Here is a 5870-nt window from a genome sequence, read left to right as displayed (position 1 = left end):
AATGGGTAGGGCTGCCTGTAGAGCAGCTTGGGCATTGAGTCTTCCGAATCCAAAAGTATTGTCAAAACCGGCTGGCTCCATATCAGTTGCAGTTTGCTGTAAAATGGTTCTCACTTGCGCTTCAGTCAAGTTTGGGTTAACAGAGAGCATTAACGCTGCAACTCCAGAAACTTGGGGGGCAGCAGCTGAGGTACCCCCAAAGGTATCCGTATAGTTTCCATTGTCATAACCGAGATTCCCCATTCTGTCTGTTGTGACGACATCACCGTTACCCCCCACATTTCCAGAGGGAGCTACTTAGTCCATTTGCGGTCCTCTACTACTATAATTCCATATATTCCCGTTTCTGTTAATGGCACCAACAGTAACCACTCCATTGACATTTGCTGGAAAGGTTACACCACTGAAATCCTGATGAGAATTTCCCGATGCAAAAACCACCACGCTCCCCAGTCCGCCTCTACCCTGGGTTCTGGCACGGTTTATAGCAAAGGTGATTTCATCAAAATTAGCTCCTTGGGCAGTGAAACCCCAGGAATTACTTAATATCTCCGCTTCCCCATCATCCCAAGCCCAATCTATTGCATCAGCTAAATCATCAATGTCTTCATTAAAAACGACAAATTGTTGATTATTAAAAGGATCGGTAACAATATTCCAGTCACTGAATATATTCACGGGAATAATTTGTGTACACGGAGCCACACCTGCTATACCTAAGTTGTTGTGACTTGCAGAAATGATACCGGCACATGCTTGACCATGGCCAATTATATGTAGATTCGCAGGCGGAAGAGGTGCTACTGGTGCTCCAAACCCCGTAGTGTCAGTAGGAGTAAATCCTGGAAGAACTCTCCCATCCATGTCTTCATGGTTTTCAACACCGTCATCAATAACTGCCACCCTCACTTCCCTGATGCCCTGGGTAATGCCCCAAGCCTGAGAGGCATTGATATCAATATTGTTTCCCTGGTTCAAATAGAATTGATCAGGAAAAAGTGGATCGGTAGGAACCACCTGATATCTTTCTATTGAAGCTTTAAAATTTGGATGACAGTAACTGACTAGATCGCTTTCGTAAATCAAATTAGAGAGTCTGATAACATTATTCCAGTCCCGAATTAATATTTTAAAGGTATTGTATTTTCTTTTTACAAACGAATTGTATTCACCTTCTATCAAATGAAGGATACTATCGATGGTAACTCCTGGCTTTGGTTGAAGCAGTACCTCTCCGTTAATAAAAATTGGGATTTCCTCATGTTCGAAATTCAATCCATAAGCGGCAGATTCAATTTCAGGATTTTCCACCTTTATTCTGTTGATATCCAAAGGATTCGTTTTGGATTTAATTATGATTTCTCCTTTTACTGTTTTACTCGCAGAATAAGACAAATCAGTTTTTTGGATTCTAGAGGTCAAAGTCTGTAAATCCGTCCCAGGCTTTGTCTTTACAAGCATCGAGTTTTTATCAACGGACAAGTAATGCTTTTTCCCATCAGACCAATAATAAAGTTTTTCTTTGGTTATTGAAGATATTGTAATGAATAAAAGCAATAAACTAAAAAAGAGTAGAATGTTTTTCATTTTTCAAGGGCAATTTTCGGTTGAATAATCGGTAATAACTATCATTGGAATAGCCAAAGGAGCGATATTGGCCGGGCAAATTAAATTCGAATTTGTTGAGTCCTCCTCCGTATTAAAGAATCTATAGCTGAAATATATGATGTCTTCAGATAAAGCCCCTCCTGGATATTGTACAACATTTTGATACTTTTCACCTTCCCACATAATTTCTTTACCCTTTAAAGAACCTGAAAGTACTTGTATAACATTTACATTGTAGCAGGACTGATAACCTATCAATTTACCCTGTACACATTCTGGCAATGATTCATCTTCACATCCAAAATTGCTAAGTATCAGTAGTATGATTGCAGCTATTTTTATGAAATATTTCATAACCTGTTCTAGTTTATTTAACCTCAAAATCAATTCTGAATTGCCTTTCCATTTTGATTAGATTATTCACTAAACTTACCTCTATTCAAGACGCACTAAAAACCCAACCTGCTACAATTTAAAAACAATTATTTTAAAAAGTAATTATTAGTTGAAAAATTCCTAAGAAAGTAAGAGTAGAAGATTGGCTCACGTTGCCCGATGGCTGCGCCGTCGGGATTCTGATAAAGTCGTATTTTACGACGGATTTTTATACCAAGCTACAGGCCTATTAACCAAAAATATTAAAAAGGTAAATTTCAATTTATCTGCCTAGCTTCCACCATGCACTACCATGCCTCTTTTACCTTTCCACCCTTATCTGTCTTCTGATCAAACCTTCTTTGTAGCGAATATGAAGGTAGTAGAAACCGTTTTTGAACTTCCGGGTATCCAGACTTATCTTTTCACTGATACCGGATTGACTGAACAATATTTTACCTCGTTGGTCATAGAACTGGACATCAAAACCAGGGTCGTCTCCTGCTGTGCGTTTTACCTGTGGATTCCATTGTACCTGCAGCTCCTCATCCGCCGGATTGGGGAAAGTCAAAAAGCAAAGTTCACACCCACCCCCTCCAGGACATGAGGGTTCTGTATACATACTGACAGGTTTCCAATCACTCCATGAACAGCCATTGTGTATCCTTGCAGACACCCCGGCATCGTACACCGGAGGATAGGGCGGGGATGGAATGTAATTATTAAAATGTATCCAGAAATACCCGTGGCTCACTTTTGTATAGTGGCCGTTGACTACCTGTACTTCATATTGGTACCATGGTTCATTGGGGTCTGGGTGGAAACCAAAGGTCTGATCAGGACAGACATAAGGGGAGGATTCAAAAGGTTCCAGACTGATGGCTGAGGTAGGGATGGGCCCCGTGGCTGTGACGAAAGCCTTCTGTACCTCCACATCCCCACATTCGGTGGTGATGGTGGCTGTAAGCGTAACCTGTCCATTTCCCTGTGGAGTAAGGTTTACGCTGTTGCCGCTTCCTGAAATACCCACCATTCCTGCCGGACTGGCCGACCAACTGACCGTACTTCCATCAGGGGCATTCTGAAGGGTGAAGGTATTAGTGGAGCAGAGGTAGTCGGGGCCGGAGATGGTGGGTGGTGTCTGACATACATTTGCAATTAGATCACAGGTTACAAATGATTCCCGAATACCACCCAGTGCAAACATGGCCCTCATTCTATCAGTTTGCCCTTGAGTGAAAATGTTCATACACCCATCGTCTGTATAATCCATGTAATTCATAAACATGTCATTAGAGCTACAGGATGTTTGTGGAAAAGAAGGGCAATCAAAAGTTGGACCAAATTGATTAGGAGTATCATCAACAAAATCGTCACTTTCACGACCTCCCTCACCCCATACATGCCAAAGATTCAGCCAATGACCTACTTCATGTGTAGCGGTTCTGCCTTGGTCAAAAGGTGCTGATACATTTCCGATCCTTCCAAATGCCGTAGTGTGAACAACTACCCCATCTGTTTCAGGTTGGGTAACCATCATATCCGGGAATTGGGCATAGCCAAGAAGATTATTGCCTAGATTACATACCCAGATATTTAAGTACCTATCAGCAGGCCATGCAGGGGAACCTGTTGGGGCGAATTTAATCCCTGTAGCTTCTTCGTCAGTAGTTCCATCGGGATTTTCCACTCGAGTGAAGATGCCTTCTGTTGTTTGTACACGTACTATGCCATCAGTAGCATTGCCATTGGGATCTACACACGCTAACAAAAATTCTATCTCAGGATCAGCGGCTACCCCCTCAAAAGCAGTCGGGGTGTTGGATGCATCGGCATTAAGCCGCCTGAAGTCTTCGTTGAGAACATCTATTTGCGACTGAATTTGCCGCACTGATATTCAGTCCTGTGCCTACTGCCTGGCCGGTATGGAGTACATGCACCACCACGGGAATAGTGATAATATGGCTACTGAGAAGCCCCAAGGTCTTCTGTTCAGAAAACTTCGCCACCTGTTGTTCTAACTGTAACAGCCTTTGGTAGCGTTCCGGATCATTTCTTTTAATGGCCTCCATGCTTAATTCAGAACCACAAGTGCGCTGTGCAAATAGGTCATTACCAATCAATAAGATTAAAAAGAAAATTAATAGTAACACTCTCATTTCACTTATCTTTTAATGCCTCAATTGAAGTAATTTCAAATTTGCAACCGTAGCCACCTCGTTCAAACGGTGGGATCAAAAGACTACAACAACTTTTCTTAACACCATTAATAACAACTCTTGAATTATGATTATAAGAAAAATTCCAATTACAGGGCACTAAAATAAAATCATTACTCGCTACAAAAGATTCTTTATCGAAATCTGCCGGGTTTATAGTCAGTATAAAACCAAAATTATTGTGTTTAATTACTCTAGCCTCAACATTTTTGAATGTTTCGACGATTTCTTCATTATCACATGTGGTTTTACATGTAAGGGGGGCTTCTTCCTCTCCACACCCCAAACCCATCACCACTACCGCAATAATGAGGAGTAGGCTTTTTGTCAACTTATTTTTTAGCCTTTTCATTTTTCATTTATTTATAGGATTATAAATGGATTCTCAATTTGCACAACCTTATCCGCATACTTTGTGAAGGTGAAAGCATGTTCAAATTCTACTTTATATTTTCCTGAAGAAAGTGAATTTCTGTTTGATTTGTACTCAATAACAAATCCATCAATATATTTTGTATTTTCCAAGTTACCTTTCCAAATAGCTTGCATAACCAAAGAATCTAAGGTCTCTATTGCATAACCAAATTTATCAGGTATTCTGATTCCATCATAAGGAAAACCAATAATCCTTTCTACTAAAACCCCATCGTCTCCATAAATCAATTGTAAGGTCAACATAAAATCATTGCCTATGATTTCTTGTAGATTGGTGACCACTAAGAGGGTTTCTGACCTGTTTGTTAGGCAATATCTGTACAAAATATCTTCGCCTTTATTGAAGGTGGAAGTTGGTATACCCGCTTCATTTAATAGGTTAAATTGTACTTCAACAAGTGGATCGGGAAAGCCGTCATCGGTACAGGAAATCAACATTAGGATAACCATAGTTGTCGAGGTAATCAATAGTTTCATGGCTTTATGATTAAAATTCATTGATATTTGAATTTTGGATTAAAATCCATCTTGAAAACCAAGACGTGAGGAATACCCTTTTCGCTACAATTGATCTGATTTTCCTGTTCCTCAAAAAGTGAGATTAAAAGTAGAAAGTATTCGAATATTCCTCAAAGTGCCCGAGTTAGGAGCATAATTTTATTTTCTTTGCCTGGATTTTTTATGACTCTAGGTAGTTGAATTCAAACTCCTTTTCAATATTTATGTATTCTAAAGGCAAGGAAACAAAAAAGAAAACGTCGGTTATGGCACCGCAAATGCGAGATTGTATGGAAACCCTTATTTTTATTGCGTTACACTCCTTTTCTGATATCAATTCATATAAACGCCCGCATTCATAGGATTTTACCCGACCTCCAACAATATATTCATTTTCAAAATCAATTAAATGTATGCTTCTCCGACTAAGATTGTTTTCATGGCATCAATGGTCTAAACAGCATAAATAGTCTTTGCTCATTTTCGGTATAATAAACCTTTAAGCCTTTTGTTTCTACATTCCCCATATCCGCATTCTCAAGGCTACTGGTCATGTAAAAGCCATCGCCTGACTCTAAGGCATAACTTAAAACATAAAACTCCAATAATTCAAATTGATTATTAGAGAAATTATGAAACTTTCCAGACAATAAATTATTAGATGAACGACCTTCTATGGTCCCATCTTCGTGAAACTCCAGCCAAAGCTGCGAATCTGTATCCCTTGGCTCAGCC

General features: G+C 39.8%; 6 protein-coding genes and 1 pseudogene. All 7 read right to left on the bottom strand.

Annotated elements, in window-relative coordinates; all coding sequences use genetic code 11:
• Positions 1-1461, bottom strand: a pseudogene (locus tag DB520_RS27525) (S8 family serine peptidase); the annotation flags it as partial.
• Between the two features lie 129 nt (positions 1462-1590).
• Positions 1591-1962 (bottom strand): hypothetical protein, encoded by a 372-nt coding sequence (locus tag DB520_RS26060; protein WP_114752757.1) that lies wholly within the window; start codon positions 1960-1962, stop codon positions 1591-1593.
• A gap of 343 nt (positions 1963-2305) precedes the next feature.
• Positions 2306-3874: a M43 family zinc metalloprotease gene (locus tag DB520_RS26055; RefSeq protein WP_114752755.1), complete on the bottom strand. Its 1569-nt coding sequence runs from the start codon at positions 3872-3874 to the stop codon at positions 2306-2308.
• Complete coding sequence (locus DB520_RS26905) at positions 3819-4142, bottom strand: hypothetical protein (RefSeq protein WP_157972262.1); 324 nt, start codon at positions 4140-4142, stop codon at positions 3819-3821. Before DB520_RS26905 ends, DB520_RS26055 begins: the two co-directional genes overlap by 56 nt.
• 1 nt (position 4143) lies before the next feature.
• Positions 4144-4554 carry a hypothetical protein gene (locus tag DB520_RS26050; protein ID WP_114752753.1) on the bottom strand — a complete coding sequence of 137 codons (411 nt, stop codon included), beginning with the start codon at positions 4552-4554 and terminating at the stop codon, positions 4144-4146.
• 11 nt (positions 4555-4565) lie between these two features.
• Positions 4566-5114 carry a hypothetical protein gene (locus tag DB520_RS26045; protein ID WP_157972261.1) on the bottom strand — a complete coding sequence of 183 codons (549 nt, stop codon included), beginning with the start codon at positions 5112-5114 and terminating at the stop codon, positions 4566-4568.
• A 458-nt stretch (positions 5115-5572) separates the two neighbouring features.
• Positions 5573-5870, bottom strand: a 298-nt coding sequence (locus tag DB520_RS26040) for a hypothetical protein (RefSeq protein WP_157972260.1), incomplete at its 5' end; no start/stop codon positions are given.

This window comes from Pleomorphovibrio marinus (assembly GCF_003347495.1).
GTDB lineage: Bacteria > Bacteroidota > Bacteroidia > Cytophagales > Cyclobacteriaceae > Pleomorphovibrio > Pleomorphovibrio marinus.
The sequence above is the reverse complement of the archived record's forward strand: the minus strand, read 5'-3'. Positions and strand labels throughout refer to the sequence as shown.